The 13,995-nt window shown below is 65.5% G+C and carries 14 protein-coding genes; 8 read left to right on the top strand and 6 right to left on the bottom strand.

Annotation, left to right across the window (positions count from 1 at the left end; all coding sequences use genetic code 11):
- Nucleotides 1-134: 134 nt before the first annotated feature.
- Entirely contained in the window at nt 135-644 is a 510-nt protein-coding gene (locus AC07PE_RS21820) for a DUF1993 domain-containing protein (RefSeq protein ID WP_498768380.1), read from the top strand.
- Between the two features lie 61 nt (nt 645-705).
- Here the strand turns inward: AC07PE_RS21820 and AC07PE_RS21825 are convergent, their stop codons facing one another.
- Both AC07PE_RS21825 and AC07PE_RS21830 read right to left on the bottom strand, forming a co-directional pair.
- Complete coding sequence (locus tag AC07PE_RS21825; protein ID WP_498768382.1) at nt 706-897, bottom strand: DUF1289 domain-containing protein; 192 nt, start codon at nt 895-897, stop codon at nt 706-708.
- A gap of 4 nt (nt 898-901) precedes the next feature.
- Nucleotides 902-1,471, bottom strand: coding sequence for a DUF1415 domain-containing protein (locus AC07PE_RS21830; RefSeq protein ID WP_498768384.1), 570 nt, complete (start codon nt 1,469-1,471; stop codon nt 902-904).
- Between the two features lie 429 nt (nt 1,472-1,900).
- Between AC07PE_RS21830 and AC07PE_RS21835 the strand changes: the two genes are divergently transcribed.
- The 3 genes from AC07PE_RS21835 (at nt 1,901) to AC07PE_RS21845 (ending at nt 5,507) form a co-directional block, all read left to right on the top strand.
- Nucleotides 1,901-3,259, top strand: coding sequence for a transglycosylase SLT domain-containing protein (locus AC07PE_RS21835; protein ID WP_498768386.1), 1,359 nt, complete (start codon nt 1,901-1,903; stop codon nt 3,257-3,259).
- 133 nt (nt 3,260-3,392) lie between these two features.
- Nucleotides 3,393-3,593 carry a hypothetical protein gene (locus AC07PE_RS21840; protein WP_498768388.1) on the top strand — a complete coding sequence of 67 codons (201 nt, stop codon included), beginning with the start codon at nt 3,393-3,395 and terminating at the stop codon, nt 3,591-3,593.
- 375 nt (nt 3,594-3,968) lie between these two features.
- The gene (locus tag AC07PE_RS21845) at nt 3,969-5,507 is read left to right on the top strand and encodes a DEAD/DEAH box helicase (protein WP_498768390.1); all 1,539 of its coding nucleotides are present in this window, start codon (nt 3,969-3,971) and stop codon (nt 5,505-5,507) included.
- Nucleotides 5,508-5,573: 66 nt separating this feature from the next.
- On the opposite strand, the gene senA is transcribed toward AC07PE_RS21845, so the two are convergent.
- On the bottom strand, nt 5,574-6,779 hold the full coding sequence (gene senA / locus AC07PE_RS21850) for a selenoneine synthase SenA (protein WP_498768392.1): 1,206 nt from the start codon (nt 6,777-6,779) through the stop codon (nt 5,574-5,576).
- A 42-nt stretch (nt 6,780-6,821) separates the two neighbouring features.
- Here senA and senB point away from each other — a divergent pair, with 42 nt between their 5' ends.
- Together senB and selD are read left to right on the top strand one after the other, a co-directional pair.
- On the top strand, nt 6,822-7,790 hold the full coding sequence (gene senB / locus AC07PE_RS21855) for a selenoneine biosynthesis selenosugar synthase SenB (protein WP_498768394.1): 969 nt from the start codon (nt 6,822-6,824) through the stop codon (nt 7,788-7,790).
- 16 nt (nt 7,791-7,806) lie between these two features.
- The gene (gene selD, locus AC07PE_RS21860; RefSeq protein WP_498768396.1) at nt 7,807-8,859 is read left to right on the top strand and encodes a selenide, water dikinase SelD; all 1,053 of its coding nucleotides are present in this window, start codon (nt 7,807-7,809) and stop codon (nt 8,857-8,859) included.
- Between the two features lie 6 nt (nt 8,860-8,865).
- Here the strand turns inward: selD and AC07PE_RS21865 are convergent, their stop codons facing one another.
- Together AC07PE_RS21865 and AC07PE_RS21870 are read right to left on the bottom strand one after the other, a co-directional pair.
- The gene (locus tag AC07PE_RS21865) at nt 8,866-9,510 is read right to left on the bottom strand and encodes a DUF1906 domain-containing protein (RefSeq protein WP_498768398.1); all 645 of its coding nucleotides are present in this window, start codon (nt 9,508-9,510) and stop codon (nt 8,866-8,868) included.
- Nucleotides 9,498-9,680: a hypothetical protein gene (locus AC07PE_RS21870; RefSeq protein WP_498768400.1), complete on the bottom strand. Its 183-nt coding sequence runs from the start codon at nt 9,678-9,680 to the stop codon at nt 9,498-9,500. Before AC07PE_RS21870 ends, AC07PE_RS21865 begins: the two co-directional genes overlap by 13 nt.
- Nucleotides 9,681-10,186: 506 nt before the next feature.
- On the opposite strand from AC07PE_RS21870, the gene leuA reads away from it, so the two are divergent.
- Both leuA and AC07PE_RS21880 read left to right on the top strand, forming a co-directional pair.
- A complete protein-coding gene (gene leuA / locus AC07PE_RS21875; protein WP_498768401.1) occupies nt 10,187-11,884 on the top strand; it encodes a 2-isopropylmalate synthase in 1,698 nt (565 codons plus the stop codon).
- A complete protein-coding gene (locus AC07PE_RS21880; RefSeq protein ID WP_498768403.1) occupies nt 11,884-12,750 on the top strand; it encodes a cupin-like domain-containing protein in 867 nt (288 codons plus the stop codon). The genes leuA and AC07PE_RS21880 overlap by 1 nt, the downstream gene beginning before the upstream one ends.
- Here AC07PE_RS21880 and AC07PE_RS21885 read toward each other — a convergent pair.
- Nucleotides 12,747-13,952 (bottom strand): glycosyltransferase, encoded by a 1,206-nt coding sequence (locus AC07PE_RS21885; protein ID WP_498768405.1) that lies wholly within the window; start codon nt 13,950-13,952, stop codon nt 12,747-12,749. The genes AC07PE_RS21880 and AC07PE_RS21885 overlap by 4 nt on opposite strands.
- Between the last annotated feature and the right edge of the window lie 43 nt (nt 13,953-13,995).

Genomic DNA, 13,995 nt, shown 5'->3' on the forward strand with positions numbered 1-13,995 from the left:
GATTATGCACACAAAGTTGCCGCAAGTCAGCAAATAGTCGTGACTGGCAAGCGCAAAGACGCGAAGCGTGACTGTGCAACCACGTTTCACAGTTGCTATGATGCGTGTCTTATATATAGAAGGAGTAGTGAACGATGAGCTTGTCGATGTATACCGCGTCGGTCCCGGTCTTCCGGCAGATCCTGGGCAGCCTGGCGGCAATTCTGGAAAAGGCCGAATCCCATGCCGACCTGAAGAAGATCGAGCCGGACGCGCTGCTGAAGGCGCGCCTGTTCCCGGACATGTTCCCGCTGCTGCGCCAGGTGCAGGTGGCAACCGATTTCGCCAAGGGCACGGTAGCGCGCCTGGGCGGCGTCGACGTGCCGCGCTACGAGGATGTCGAAACGGACTTCGCCGGCCTGCAGGCGCGCATCGCGAAGACCCTGGCCTTCATCGACAGCGTGCCGCGCGAAGCGATCGAGGATGGCGAGAAGCGCGAGATCACGATCGGCAGCGGGGAAAAGCAGCGCCAGTTCAACGGCGGCCAGAGCTATTTGATGCACTACTCGCTGCCGCATTTCTACTTCCATGCGACGACGGCTTACGACATCCTGCGCCATAACGGCGTCGAGATTGGCAAGAAGGACTTCGTCGGCAGCTTTTGAGTAAACGCAAACCGGCTCAGACTGCCGCGCGACAGTCTGAGCCGGTTTGATTCTTATCAGGTCAGGTATTACGGCGCGGATAGCCCTGGGACAGGATGCGCTGCCAGACGGCTTCCTTCTGCTCCGTCGTCATCGATACCCAATGGGCCACCTCGACCACCGTGCGGCCGCAGCCGCGGCAGATTTCGTCGAAAGTGGTCGAGCACACCGCCACACAGGGCGTGTCCGGGCGTTCCGGGAATGGGGCGCCCATGGGATCAGCGGGCCGGTCCGACATCGAGCTTGTCCCAGCCTTCGTGACCGAGCGCTTCCATGGTCTCGATATTCTTCTCGAAGATCGCCTCCGCTTCGGGGAAGGCTTCCACGGCGCGGTCGATGCTCTCTTCGCGCAGCAACTGCAGGATCGGGTAAGGCGCGCGGTTGGTGTAGTTCGAGATGTCGTTCTGGTCGGTATCGGCGAACTGGTAGTCCGGGTGGAAACTGGCCACTTGCAACTCGCCATCCAGGCTCATGTCTTCCACCGCGGCGTCGGCCACGTCCAGGAATTCATTGAAGTCCAAAAAGTCATTTAACACGAAGGGATGGATCACCAAGGTCGTGTCGATCTTTTCCGGATCGGCGTCGGCCAGGTCCTGCAGCTCGTTCATCAGGGTTTCCAGCAGCTCTTCCGGGGTGCGCGCCGGCGACACCACGTAGCGCACCTGCTCCTTGACATACACCGCCTTGGCAAACGGACACAGGTTCAGGCCGATGACGGCGCGTTCCAGCCAGCGGCGGGTGGCGGCGACGATCTCCTCATCGTCCGCATTCAGGTTGGCAGTGCTCATGATGCTTCTTTCCAAAATTGCAAATACGCGGTGCGCAGAGCTGGCATTGTACGCGCACTTTGCGTGCCCTCATAGATCGACTGGCAAGCCCGGGTAACTTGGCAAACATAGCCGTCGGCGCTGGTGAGCGTTCCGACATGGGTTTCAGCTTGTCGGAATGCTCACGAAAGGTCTTGCATGTTCACTTTCTTTCGGAACATACCCCCAGGGGTATATTCATGTCTGCATCAAATTCCCCTATGAAGCGATCTTCTCACGCACGCATACCCATTGGAAAATTGTCAAAATATAAGCAAGGCTTATCAAAATGAGTAGCCAAGAAAATTTGTAACCGTGCCGACATAATTCTTGACTGACGCGACAACTGGTCCGTACACTCCCCCCTTACTCGTCAGTCCTAACCGTTCCTGGACGCAACACTGGAAAGCTATGTACGAAACGACTCGCACCACCAAAGCCCTGGCCCTCGCGATCCTGCTGGCTCCCGCGATTGGCCTCGCCGCCGAAAGTTCTTCGAGCACGATCTCGCAAAGCAACCTGGGCGTCACCACCGCCGCGTTTGCCAAGCCGGCCCTGTCCGCATCCCTGAGCGCCGCCAAGGGCGACGACTACAAGGACCCCGACCTGTGGGCCCGCATCCGTAGCGGCTACGCCATTCCCGACGTCGACAACAACCTGGTCGCCAAGCACGTGCAGTGGTACTCCAGCCGTCCGGAGTACCTGGCGCGCACCTCGGGCCGCGCCTCGCTCTACCTCTATCACGTGGTGCAGGAACTGGAAAAGCGCGGCATGCCGACCGAACTGGCGCTGCTGCCGGTGATCGAATCCGCCTTCAACCCGCAGGCGCTGTCGACCGCGGACGCGTCCGGCCTGTGGCAGTTCGTGCCGGGCACCGGCAAGGATTTCAACCTCAAGCAGAACATGTTCAAGGACGAGCGCCGCGGCGTGCTGGCCTCGACCGACGCCGCCCTCACCTACCTGCAGCGCCTGTACACCATGTTCGGTGACTGGCAACTGGCGCTGGCCGCTTATAACTGGGGCGAAGGCAACGTTCAGAAGGCGATCCAGAAGAACCGCGCGGCTGGCAAGCCGACCGACTTCGAGAGCCTGGCCGAGCTGATGCCGGCCGAGACCCGCAACTACGTACCGAAGCTGCAGGCGGTCAAGAATATCATCGCGAATCCGGGCCAGTACGGCGTGACCCTGCCGGCCATCGACAACCAGCCCTACTTCACGACCGTCGACAAGACCTCGGACATCGATCTCGCCGTCGCCGCCCAGCTGGCCGAAATGTCGATCGACGAATTCAAGGCCCTGAACCCGCAGTTCAAGAAACCGGTCATCACCGGCGAATCGACCAAGATCCTGCTGCCGAAAGAGAACGCCGAGAAGTTCCACCTGAACCTGGCGCAATGGGGCCACGCGCTGTCGTCCTGGACCACCCACAAGATCACGGGCGCCAAGGAGTCGATCGCCTCGCTGGCTTCGAAGTTCGGCACCACGCCCGATGTCATCCGCCAGGCCAACAACATCCCGCCGCAGATGCGCCTGAAGGCCGGTTCGACCATCCTGGTGCCGAAGACCAGCACCTCGACCGCCTCGGACATCGCCGACGCCATCGTCGACAACGCCCAGATTGCACTGGAAGCCGACCGCGGCGACAGCAAGCGCAAGGGCCAGAAGCTGACCGGCGCCCAGCGCATCAAGGCCACCGTGGCAGAGATCAAGAGCCGTGTCACGGGCGGCAGCAAGCCTTCGGCGCGCGCCAACGGCCGGAAGCACCGTTGATTGCCGGTTCGGGCCAGTCCCGGACTTGCTCTACGACAAATACCCGCACCGCATAGTTCCATTCCGATAACATTGTGAAGCCTTATCCAAGGCCCCAAGAAACTTTCGAAACAATCTTTTGAAAGGCATCACAATGATCAGCTTCAAAAAAGCGCTGTTTGCACTCGGTCTCGGTATCGGCCTGTCTTCCGCTGCCTACGCCTGGGTACCCCCGGATTGCCTGACCTGCCAGGTTTATCTGGAGGACTGCCAGGCCGGCGACCGCGCGGCATGCGACCTGTACAACAACGGACGCTGCGGCATCAACTACCCGGCCAATTACTGCGAGATGTAATCGGCGCCAGGATGCGGCCCGGCCGACAGGCTGGCCGCATTTCTCGCACGCTTCCTGCAGACTTTTCAAAACTACGGTATAGTGTCGTTTGTGCGCTGCAAAACGCGACCGAAAACGAGTCGCTGCGACAGTCCACCAGAAGTAAATCAGCAGTACAACTAGCAAGCTTCGCAAGCCCTGGTATCGTAGAAAGATACCCTTTCATAAGCCCTCCCGCCCTGCGTGCCGTCTTCATTGGCACCGTCCCGGCGCAAAGCTTTTGTGCCGAAATTTCTTTCATTTTGTAGTCATTTCGTTTTGTTGGCTCGCGTTGCTATTTTGCGTTTCCGCAACTATGCGTAAACGCCCACAGATCTATCGAAAGTACACCAAACAATGAGTTTTGAAGCACTAGGCTTACACACGTCCATCGTCAAAGCAGTGTCGGTTGCCGGCTATGAAAAGCCGACCCCGGTGCAGGAGCAGGCCGTGCCGGCTGGTATCGCGGGTCGCGATCTGCTGGTCTCGTCGCAAACCGGTTCGGGCAAGACCGCAGCATTCATGCTGCCGGCCCTGAACAAATTCGCCAACCAGGAAGCGGCCCCGGCCGGCCGTACCCCGGCGCAAGAAGCGCAGGCGGCCAAGGCACGCGGCGAGCGCGTCCGTTTCAAGCCGGCCCAGCCGAAAATGCTGGTCCTGACCCCGACCCGCGAACTGGCTCTACAGGTCACCAGCGCCACCGAGCAGTACACCGCCTTCATGCGCCGCATCCGCGCCGTGTCGATTCTGGGCGGCATGCCTTACCCGAAGCAGATGCAGCTGCTGGCCAAGAATCCTGAAATCCTGGTTGCGACCCCGGGCCGCCTGATCGACCACATGGAGTCGGGCAAGATCGACTTCTCCCAGCTCGAGATCCTGGTGCTGGACGAAGCCGACCGCATGCTGGACATGGGCTTCATCGAAGACATCGAGAAGATCGTCGCCGCGACCCCGGATTCGCGCCAGACCATGCTGTTCTCGGCCACCCTGGACGGTGTGGTCGGCAACATGGCCCGTCGCATCACCAAGGACCCGATGGTGATCCAGATCGCCAGCGGCACCAAGCGTCACGAGAACATCGTGCAGAAGGTCCACTTCGTCGACGACCTGTCGCACAAGAACCGCCTGCTCGACCACCTGCTGCGCGACGAAACCCTGGACCAGGCCGTCGTCTTCACCGCCACCAAGCGTGACGCCGACATGATCGCCGACCGCCTGAACATCGCCGGTTTCGCGGCTGCCGCCCTGCACGGCGACATGCACCAGGGCGCGCGCAACCGCACGCTGGACAGCATGCGCCGCGGCCAGGTGAAGGTGCTGGTTGCCACCGACGTCGCCGCGCGCGGCATCGACGTGCCGACCATCACCCACGTGGTGAACTACGATCTGCCTAAGTTCCCGGAAGATTACGTGCACCGCATCGGCCGTACCGGCCGCGCCGGCCGCAACGGCATCGCCGTCTCGCTGGTGAACCACGCGGAAGGCATGAACGTCAAGCGCATCGAGCGCTTCACCAAGCAGACCATCCCGGTCGACGTGGTGGAAGGCTTCGAGCCGAAGCGTTCGGCGCCGGCACGCTCCGGCGCCCGTCCGGGCTGGAAGCCGGGCGATGGCCGCAACGCAGGCGCCAAGCCGGGCCAGCGCAGCTTCCACAAGCCGGGTTCGGGCCCGCGTGAAGGCGGCTTCCGTAGCGAAGGCGGCTACCGCAGCGAAAGCGCACCGCGCGAAGGCGGCTACAACCGTGAAGGCGGCCGTCCGGCCGGCGGCGGCTACAACCGCGACGCTGCACCGCGCCGGGATGCCGGACCACGTGACAGCGCCCCGCGCGAAGGCGGCTACCGCGGTTCGCACCCGCGCTCGGCGGACAATGCCCGCCGCACCTTCGGCGACCGTTGATCGTCTGCTTGCATGAATGAGGAAAGGCTGCTTCGGCAGCCTTTTTTTTCGCCCGCGCCCGGCAGCTCAGGGCGCGCAGGTACGGAAGCCGGCGAAAATATCGTCGCGCTCGGGCGTGAAGAAATTCCTGAACACGGGGCTGCGGAAGCGCGCCGGCGTGGCGAAGGAGGCGCCGCGCAGGACCTGGCGGCTGCCGAACCAGGGCGCCGAATACTCGAGATAGCGGTCCGGCGCGAAGCCGGCGTAGGGCAGGAAAGGTGTGGCCGTCCATTCCCATAGCCGGCCCCATTCGAAGCCCGGATGGCCGGACGCGGCCGCGAATTCCCACTCGAGCTCCGTCGGCAGGCGCCGCCCGGCCCAGCGGCAATACGCCTGGGCTTCGTGCAAGCTCAGGTGGCGCACCGGGGCACCCGGTACCAGCGGCTCGCGGCGGCCAAAGCGCAGCTGCTGCCAGCCGCCCTCTCCTTCGCCTTCACGCCGCCAATAGCGCGGCGCCTGCTGTCCCGAGGCCGTCAGCCATGTCTGGCCCGCCTCGCTCCACCAGCGTGCATCCTGGTAGCCGCCATCGTCGACGAAGGCCTGGTAGCGGGCGTTCGAGACCAGCGAAGCATCGATCGCGAACGGCGCCACGCGGCAGCTGGCCGCGTCCTTCTCGTTATCGAACACAAAACCGTACGACTGCTCGCCGCCGCGCAGGAAGGCGCCGCCGGCAAAGGCGAGCTCGCCCGAAGGCGGCGCCGCCGCCAGCGTGCCCGCCATGCCGGAGGTCAGCGGCAGGCCCAGGGTCTGCATGGTGTAAAGCAGCGCCTCGCCGTGCATGTCCTCGTGCGCCAGCGCCAGGCGGTAGGGATAGAGCGCGGCATCGTCGTCGGGTTCGTGCGCCAGCTTGTCGAGGAGTCGCTCGAGCACTTCCTCGCAATAGGTCTGGATCGCGCCCGGCCCCGGCAGGTCGAGCGCCCAGCGCGTGCGGTGCGGGACCAGGCCAGAATCGAACCAGTCGTCGCCGCGCGCCAGCAGGCTGTGGCCCTCGGCATCACCGGGACGGCTGCTGGTGGCTGCGCGCAGCACGAACCATTCGGCAAACCAGGCCGTGTGCCCGAGCTCCCACAAGGGCGGATTGATGATGGGCAGGCGCGGGACGCGCGCGGCATCGGCGTAGCCGGCGTCGGCCAATGTATCGAACAGCGCCAGCGTATAATGCCGCGCATCCCGCAGCATGCTTGCCAGCCGGTCGGGTCCGGCGTGCCGGAACGAAGGGTCTTGTTGGTCCATGCTGACATTCTACGATCGTTTGACAATAAGCCAATAAGGCCAATGGCTCGTCCCCGCATCCTCATCGTCAGCCCCGCCTCCGCGCGCGAGAACAACGGCAACTGGCAGACCGCCAGCCGCTGGATGCGCCACCTGTCCGCGCATGCGCACGTCACGGTCGCGCAGGGCTGGGACGCTGGCCAGCCGGCGCCGGACCTGCTGATCGCCCTGCATGCGCGCCGTTCCGCCCCGGCGCTGGCCGCCTTCGCCCAAGCGCATCCGGACCATCCCAGCCTGCTGGTCCTGACCGGCACCGACCTGTATCGCGACATCCACCAGGACGCCGCCGCGCGCGCCTCGCTGGCCCATGCCACGGCCCTGGCGCTGCTGCAGCCGCAGGGCCTGGAGGAACTCGCCCCCGAGGAACGCGCCAAGGCGCATGTGATCTACCAGTCGGCCCCGCTGCTGCGGCCCGCACGGCCGCATGCAGGCAGCTGCGACATCGCCATGATCGGCCACCTGCGCGAGGAAAAAGACCCGCTTACCTTCATGCGCGCGGCCGCGCTGGTGAAGAATCCGGAAGTGCGCCTGCTGCACGTGGGCGGCGCGCTCGACCCGGCCCTCGGCGAGGCCGCGCGCCAGACGCAGAGGGACGCGCCGCGCTACCGCTGGCTCGGCGCCCTGCCCCACATGCCGGCCCGGCGCCTGTTGCGCCGCTGCCGGGCGATGGCGATCTGCTCGCGCATGGAGGGCGGCGCCAACGTCATCATCGAGGCGGTGATGAGCGGCGTGCCGGTGCTGGCGTCTAGTATCGGCGGCAACCGCGGCATGCTGGGCGAGGACTACGCCGGCTTCTTCCCGCTCGGGGACGCGGCCGCGCTGGCGCGGCTGATCGACCGGGTCGCCATCGACGAGGCCTTCCGCGCGAAGCTGCTGCGCCAGTGCGCGGCAAGGCGGCGGCTGTTCGCGCCTGGCCGCGAGCGAGCAGCCCTGCTCGACCTGGTAGATAATCTCCTTTTACGCATTCATTGAAATCGACGAGCCTTCCATGACCACTCCTGACCAAGCCATCAAACTGACCTCCTTCTCGCACGGCGGCGGCTGCGGCTGCAAGATCGCGCCCGGCGTCCTGTCCGAGATCCTCAAGAAGTCGACCGGCTTCCCGGTGCCGAAAGAACTGATGGTCGGGATCGAGACCGCCGACGACGCCGCCGTCTACAAGCTGAACGACGAGCAGGCGCTGATCGCCACCACCGACTTCTTCATGCCCATCGTCGACGATCCCTTCGACTTCGGCCGCATCGCCGCCACCAATGCGATTTCCGACGTCTACGCGATGGGTGGTACACCGATCATGGCGCTGGCCCTGGTCGGCATGCCGGTGAATAAGCTGCCGCTGGATACGATCGGCAAGATCATCCAGGGCGGCGAATCGATCTGCGCCGAAGCCGGCATCCCGATCGCCGGCGGCCACACGATCGACTCGGTCGAGCCGATCTACGGCCTGGTGGTGATGGGCCTGGTGCATCCGTCCAAGGTCAAGCGCAATGCGGACGCGCGCGCGGGCGACGTGCTGGTGCTCGGCAAGCCGCTGGGCGTGGGCGTGCTGTCGGCTGCGCTGAAGAAGGACAAGCTGGATGCGGAAGGCTATGCGGCCATGATCGCCAACACCACCAAGTTGAACAAGCCGGGCAAGGCACTGGCCGAGCTGGCCGGCGTGCACGCGCTGACGGACGTCACCGGCTTCGGCCTGCTGGGCCACCTGCTGGAGCTGGCGCGCGGCGCCAAACTGACCGCGCAGCTCGACATGGCAAACATCCCGCTGCTGCCGGGCGTCGAACAGCTGGCCCACGACGGTTACTTTACCGGCGCGTCGGGCCGCAACTGGGACGCCTATGGCATGGACGTCGACCTCGGCGCCGGCGTGACGGACACCCAGCGCGTGCTGCTGACCGACCCGCAGACCTCGGGCGGCCTGCTGGTGTCCTGCGACCCGGGCAGCGTCGACGAAGTGCTGGCGCTGTTCGCGCGCGAAGGCTTCGGCCACGCCGCCGTGATCGGCCGCATGGAAGCGGGTGCCTCGCGTGTGAAGGTAAGTTAAGCGCAGCTAGACGCTGAACAGCCCGGCGTCCTTTTCCGGATGGGTGGCGTCGGGATCGATGCTCAGCACGATCCCGTCCGCGCCCACGATCCGCGCCGGCAGCATCTGGATCAGGTCGTAGAGCTTTTGCTCGGCATAGCGCCGCGAGCCGGCGAAGCCGGACGATTGCGACAGCCAGCTCAGGCCCGCGATCTCGCGCTCGACCAGGGCGCCGCAGCACAATCCCGAACCGTAGACCCCGACCCGGTAGCACGGCGCGCCATCGTTCGCCACGTACAGCGCCGCGTGGACGCCGGTGAAGTAATTGCTGATGCCGCCGTCGATGTCGGCCTGGGTCGGATCGAAGTCGACAGCGAAATAGATGGCCGAGCCGAAGGGCTGGCCTATGCTTTCACGCGCCATGCGGAAGGCCTGGGCGCCGTCCGCCAGGCCCTGGGCGCGCGTGAAGTAGGCGGCGTGGGTGCCGGTGGTCTCCCACACCACGCCGATCTGCAGGCCGGCCTGCGACAGGGCGCGGGCTTCGCCCAGCGACAGGTTCTTGGACGCGTTATTGCTGTAGTAACGCATCGCGAAGTCAACACCCTGCGCCTTCAGCGCCTCGGCGTGGCGCGTCAGCTCGACGGTCGTGTCCAGCCCTCTTAGAACCGCCATGCCGCGTCCTCCTGCTCCGTCTCGGGTTCCGCCGCGCAGCCGGGATCGCGCACCCGCACCGGCCCGCTCATCGAGGCCAGCACGCCTGCCAGCACGAGCACGAGCAGTACCGCCACGGCCAAGGCCAGCAGCACCGGAATCGGAAAACCGAAGATCAGATCCTGGCTCATCACAACTCATCTCCCGCTCGGTTTTTTGTTGCGCACGTTTGGCGCGGCGCAAGCGTGTACTCTGCCACCACGCCGAGCGCAAAAGCTTGATCAGCCACAACAATCTTTTGAGAAATTCTGTCGCGACTACCAAACGCGGGCGTAACAAACGCTTGACACACCAAACAAAATTCACTTAGAGTGAAGAAATGTTCTTTCAACTGCCTCTGTCGATCTTCCTACCGCTGACCGTCGCCCTAGCGCCGGCAGGCCTGCTACTACGCGCTTAATTCAAGCGCCGTACCCCGCCCGGCACCTTGCCGGAACCGCAGCCCAAGGAAAGTTGAACAGATGTTTGCCACCGCCTTCACCACCGTTTTTAGCATCGCCGGAACCCTCCTGTCGGCCGCCGGCGAGCGCGCGCACCTGCTATCGCTACCGATCGGTTGCCGGGCCTAGCGTTTCGTGGCCCGTCCGGCAGCCCGCGCCACACCGTGCTTACCGAATCTATTATCAGGAGTTCCGCCATGTTGACCAATCCCGCCGCCAAATACCGTCCCTTCCCCGCCGTCCCGTTGAGCGACCGCCAGTGGCCGAGCCGCACCATCACCCAGCCGCCGATCTGGATGAGCACCGACCTGCGCGACGGTAACCAGGCCCTGATCGAACCGATGAGCCCCGAGAAGAAGCTGCGCTTCTTCGAAAAGCTGGTGCAGATCGGCGTGAAGGAGATCGAGGTCGGCTTCCCGTCCGCCTCGCAGACCGACTTCGACTTCGTGCGGATGCTGGTCGAGGAAAAGCGCATCCCGGACGACGTCACCATCATCGTGCTGACCCAGGCCCGCGATGAGCTGATCCGCCGCACCGTCGAGTCCTGCGTCGGCGCCAAGCAGGCCATCGTCCACATCTACAACTCGGTGGCGCCGGTGTTCCGCCGCGTGGTGTTCGGCATGGGCCAGGACGAGATCGTGCAGATCGCCGTGAACGGCACCCGCCTCATTAAAGAGCTGGTTGCACAGCATCCGGAAACCCGCTGGGGCCTGGAGTATTCGCCGGAATCCTTCTCGACCACCGAGCTGGATTTCAGCAAGCGCATCGTCGACGCCGTCAGCGAAGTCTGGCAGCCGACCCCGCAAAACAAACTGATCGTCAACCTGCCCTCGACCGTCGAAGCCAGCACCCCGAACGTCTACGCCGACCAGATCGAATGGATGTCGCGCCACCTCGAGCGCCGCGACAGCCTGGTGATCAGCGTCCACCCGCACAATGACCGCGGCACCGCCGTCGCCGCCGCCGAGCTGGCCGTGATGGCCGGCGCCGACCGCGTCGAAGGCTGCCTGTTCGGCAATGGCGAACGCACCGGGAACGTCGACCTGGTGACCCTCGCGCTGAACCTGTACACCCAGGGCGTGCACCCGGGCCTGGACTTCTCGGACATCGACTCGGTGCGCCAGCTGGTCGAGGAATGCAACCAGATCCCGGTGCATCCGCGCCACCCGTATGTCGGCGACCTCGTGTTCACTGCCTTCTCCGGCTCGCACCAGGACGCGATCAAGAAAGGCTTCGCGGCGCAGAAGAGCGACGCGCTCTGGGAAGTGCCCTACCTGCCGATCGACCCGCAAGACCTGGGCCGCAGCTACGACGCCGTCATCCGCGTCAACAGCCAGTCCGGCAAGGGCGGCATGGCCTACCTGCTCGAGCAGGAATACGGCCTCGAACTGCCGCGGCGTCTGCAAATCGAGTTTTCGCGCGTGGTCCAGCGCCATGCCGATGCCACCGGCGCCGAGGTGGCAGCGAGCGACATCCACGCCCTGTTCGCCCGCGAATACTTCGAGCAGGAGAACCCGTCCTACCGCTACGTCTCGCACCGCATGGCCGAGGACAGCGAAGGCGAGCACCGCGTCGATATCGACGTCTCGGTCGAGCATGAGCGCGTGACCGTCAACCACCACGGCAAGGGCAACGGTCCGATCGACGCCTTCGTCAGCGCGCTCGGCCTGGACATCCGCCTGATGGACTACCACGAGCACGCGATCGGCTCGGGCGCCGACGCCAAGGCCGCCTGCTACGTCGAGCTGCGCCTCGGGAACGGCCCGACCCTGTTCGGCGCCGCCATCGACAGCAACATCCTGACCGCGTCCTTCAAGGCCGTGCTGTCGGCGGTGAACCGTCAGCTCGCCATGGCCGCTCAACAAGACCCGCAGCCGGTCGCCCGCGCGGCCTGATGAGCGACGGCAGTACCCTCAAGCGCCTGCCGCCGCGACTGGATTTGCAGCCGGCGGCGGCGCGCGAGCAGAAGGCCGCGCAGGTGCGCGGCGTTTCGTCGATCCAGGCGATGCGCGAGGCGATCCGTGCTGCCTCGCGCACGCTCCCCCTCATCACCGAAGTGCCGCGCCTCGGCAAGCTCGATGGCGCGGCCTTTCGCGCCCGCGCTGCGCATGGCCTGCCCTTCCTGATGTCTGGCGTGGTCAGGCGCTGGCCGCTGTGCGCGCTCAGCCCGTCCCAACTACGCGAGCGCTTCGGCGACGTGCCTGTGCGTGCACGGGTCGGCGACTACGTGGCGACGGCCTTCGCGCCGGACCGCGCGATGCAGGACATGTCCCTGCGCGAGTATCTCGACATCAGCGAAGCCCCGGCCAGCGACCTGCCGCCCTATGTCGGCAACCTCGAACTTCGCGAATTGAACGGCATGTGCCACTGGCCCGGCTACTTCGAGAAGATGGGACCGCCGCGCTTCTGGCTCGGCCCCGCGCGCACGGTGACGCCGCTGCACTGCGACTACGACGACAACATCTTCGCGCAGATCTGGGGCAGCAAGCGCATCTTCCTGGCGCCCCCGCACCACGACGAATTCCTGTACACGCGGGAAGCCAATCCGGTGCTGTTCGGATCGCCCGTCGATCCCGAGGCGCCGGACTTCGAGGCTTACCCGCTGGCGCGCCAGGCCGCCGTCGTCGAGGTCGTGGTGAAGCCCGGCGACATGCTCTATGTGCCGGCCGGGTGGTATCACCAGGTGCGGGCGCTGAGCTTCTCGCTGTCGTCCAACCGCTGGGCGCGCGCCGTGCCGCTGGCCTTGCCGGGCGGCGTCTAAACCCTCTTCAAGGCTGCTGCTTCGAGGGCGTCCGCCAGCGCTTCGGCCTGGCGGTGCGCGTCGAAGTCAGCATGGCGTTGCGCGAAGGCTTGCGCCGCCTGCCGGTATCGCCCGTCACTCAGCAAACTGCGGACGATGGCCGGCCAATCCAGCGGCCGGGCCAGCTCGCCGATATTGATCCCTGCTCCCATCTCACGCACGCGGCGCGCTGTCAGGAAGGACTCGGCCGACTGCGGCATCAAGAGCAGCGGCCTGCCGGCCAGCAGCGCCTGCGAGACCGTCGATTCGCCGGCGTGACAGACCACCAGATCGCATTCGGGCAGGGCCTGGCCGAGGTCCACCGGTGTACGCGACCAGGCAATCTCCGTAGCTTCCCGCGGAGGCCTGGCGCCGGCCGCTACGTCCGGTGCATAGCAGAGCGTGCGGCAGCCGGCCGCGCGGAGCGCCTGGAGCATCGCGGCATGCTCGGGGTGCGTGGCATTCAGATAAGCGAACACTCTGGTCCCCTCACCCGCTGGCCACTGCGGCAAGGCGCCGGCGGACGGCGCCACATTCGGCCCGTACCAGCTGGCGCTGCCGGCCGCGCGCCGCCAGGGATCGAGTTCGGGAAAGGTGCACAGCAGCGGCGCATCGCCCAGCAGCAGACTGGATGCGTGCGCAAGCGGCGGCGCGTGGTAGCGGGCCAGCACCTTGTTCGCGCTGTCCAGCACGCGCGCCTCGGTGGCGGCCATGCGCTCGCGCGGGGCGGCCTCCCAGTCGCGCAGCGGCGGCAGCGCTTGCGCAGCCGGCGGCATGCAGAAGCCGGCGCCGACGGCGGCGCTGGGGATGCCCAGACTGCGCGCAGCGAGCACCGCGGTCGGCGCGTAATCGCAGACGACCAGATCGGCCTGGGTCGCCTTCAGCAGCGCGCGCCAGCCCTCGACCAGGCCATTCACGGCCCCGGCGTCGATCCAGCCGCAGGCCAGCAGGATGTCGGCCAGACTAGCCTCACCCGGCGGCAGGCCTTCGACGCGATGCTGCCAGAAAGGCGCCTGGAATTTGGGGACCTCGAGGTCGTGCAGCAGGCGCTGAGTGTGGACCAGATCGCGCAGGGCGAACGAGACCCTGTGGCCGCGCGCGATCAGCGGCAGCGCGAGGGATTTCAGGCGGCCAGCGTGGCCGAGGGCGAGGCCGAGTTCCCAGCCGAGGAGGATGTTTGGCATGTCCGGCAGTGTAGACCAGCCTGGTCGTGTTGCCACATGGATT

The organism is Telluria sp. GW821-FHT07G12, from assembly GCF_059418525.1.

Bases quoted from the DNA above. Each gene is read 5' to 3' on its own strand.
- AC07PE_RS21820 (WP_498768380.1), top strand. From the start codon at position 135: ATGAGCTTGTCGATGTATACCGCGTCGGTCCCGGTCTTCCGGCAGATC.
- AC07PE_RS21825 (WP_498768382.1), bottom strand. From the start codon at position 897: ATGGGCGCCCCATTCCCGGAACGCCCGGACACGCCCTGTGTGGCGGTG.
- AC07PE_RS21830 (WP_498768384.1), bottom strand. From the start codon at position 1,471: ATGAGCACTGCCAACCTGAATGCGGACGATGAGGAGATCGTCGCCGCC.
- AC07PE_RS21835 (WP_498768386.1), top strand. From the start codon at position 1,901: ATGTACGAAACGACTCGCACCACCAAAGCCCTGGCCCTCGCGATCCTG.
- AC07PE_RS21840 (WP_498768388.1), top strand. From the start codon at position 3,393: ATGATCAGCTTCAAAAAAGCGCTGTTTGCACTCGGTCTCGGTATCGGC.
- AC07PE_RS21845 (WP_498768390.1), top strand. From the start codon at position 3,969: ATGAGTTTTGAAGCACTAGGCTTACACACGTCCATCGTCAAAGCAGTG.
- senA (WP_498768392.1), bottom strand. From the start codon at position 6,779: ATGGACCAACAAGACCCTTCGTTCCGGCACGCCGGACCCGACCGGCTG.
- senB (WP_498768394.1), top strand. From the start codon at position 6,822: ATGGCTCGTCCCCGCATCCTCATCGTCAGCCCCGCCTCCGCGCGCGAG.
- selD (WP_498768396.1), top strand. From the start codon at position 7,807: ATGACCACTCCTGACCAAGCCATCAAACTGACCTCCTTCTCGCACGGC.
- AC07PE_RS21865 (WP_498768398.1), bottom strand. From the start codon at position 9,510: ATGGCGGTTCTAAGAGGGCTGGACACGACCGTCGAGCTGACGCGCCAC.
- AC07PE_RS21870 (WP_498768400.1), bottom strand. From the start codon at position 9,680: ATGAGCCAGGATCTGATCTTCGGTTTTCCGATTCCGGTGCTGCTGGCC.
- leuA (WP_498768401.1), top strand. From the start codon at position 10,187: ATGTTGACCAATCCCGCCGCCAAATACCGTCCCTTCCCCGCCGTCCCG.
- AC07PE_RS21880 (WP_498768403.1), top strand. From the start codon at position 11,884: ATGAGCGACGGCAGTACCCTCAAGCGCCTGCCGCCGCGACTGGATTTG.
- AC07PE_RS21885 (WP_498768405.1), bottom strand. From the start codon at position 13,952: ATGCCAAACATCCTCCTCGGCTGGGAACTCGGCCTCGCCCTCGGCCAC.